1 protein-coding gene is annotated in these 1118 nt (G+C 57.2%); it reads left to right on the top strand.

The genetic code is table 11. The features are described from left to right. The coding region (ltrA, locus tag CWO89_RS44460; protein ID WP_130584412.1) for a group II intron reverse transcriptase/maturase at window positions 1-1025 on the top strand (1025 nt) is incomplete at its 5' end. Window positions 1026-1118: the final 93 nt, after the last annotated feature.

Raw genomic sequence — 1118 nt, 5'->3', positions numbered from 1 at the left:
GGATCCTCGGGGTGCCAACTGTGGCGGATCGCGTGGCACAAACAGTTGCCAAACAACTCATTGAACCGACTCTGGACGCAATCTTTCTGGCGGATTCCTATGGCTATAGGCCCGGCAAATCGGCTCTTGATGCCGTAGGCGTCACGCGCAAGCGTTGCTGGAAGTACGACTGGGTTCTTGAATTCGATATCAAGGGGCTGTTTGACAACATTGACCACGAGCTTCTGCTGCGGGCTGTCCGGAAACATGCAAAGTGCGAGTGGGCGTTGCTCTACATCGAACGATGGCTGACAGCGCCGATTGCGCAAGAGGATGGAGCTGTCGTCGAGCGAAGCTGCGGCACCCCGCAAGGGGGAGTAGTGAGCCCGATTCTCGCCAATCTCTTCATGCACTATACATTTGATCTCTGGATGGCACGAACGTTCCCTGAACTCAGGTGGTGCCGGTATGCTGACGACGGGTTGATACACTGCCAGAGTGAGGTGGAGGCGCAGAGCGTTTGCGAAGCGCTGAGAATTCGACTGGCCGAGTGTCGTCTGGAATTGCATCCGACGAAGACGAGGATTGTCTACTGCAAGGACGATCGACGCCAAGGCAAGAGCGAGACGGTTATGTTCGACTTTCTCGGATATTGCTTCCGGCCGAGGTCAGTCCGGGGGCCGTACTCGCAGAAAATTTTCTGCGGGTTCACTCCGGCGGTCAGCAAGTCAGTGCTGAACGCGATGCGGGCAACGATCCGAGACTTGAACTTTCGTAGGCGGCCAAATCTGACGCTGGACGACATTGCCCGCGAACTAAACCCGATAGTTCGGGGGTGGATCGCGTACTATGGGCAATACATGCGCTCGGCGCTATATCCGATGGCCCGCTACATCAACCAAACAATAGCTATCTGGTTGAAGCGAAAGTACAAGCGCTTCCGCCATCGGTTGGGGCGCGCTCGTATCTTCCTGGAGAAGATCGCTCGCGAGAACCGCAGACTCTTTGCTCACTGGCAACTCGGTATTGGCGACAAGCTTGCCTGATGGGAGCCGGGTGAGGTGAGAGCCTCACGCCCTGGTTCTGCGAGAGGCCGGAGGTGAAATCCCTCCGGCCTACTCACCCCACGGTGCCGGTCC

The sequence above is a fragment of the Bradyrhizobium sp. Leo170 genome, from assembly GCF_004296405.1.
GTDB lineage: Bacteria > Pseudomonadota > Alphaproteobacteria > Rhizobiales > Xanthobacteraceae > Bradyrhizobium.
The sequence above is the reverse complement of the archived record's forward strand: the minus strand, read 5'-3'. Positions and strand labels throughout refer to the sequence as shown.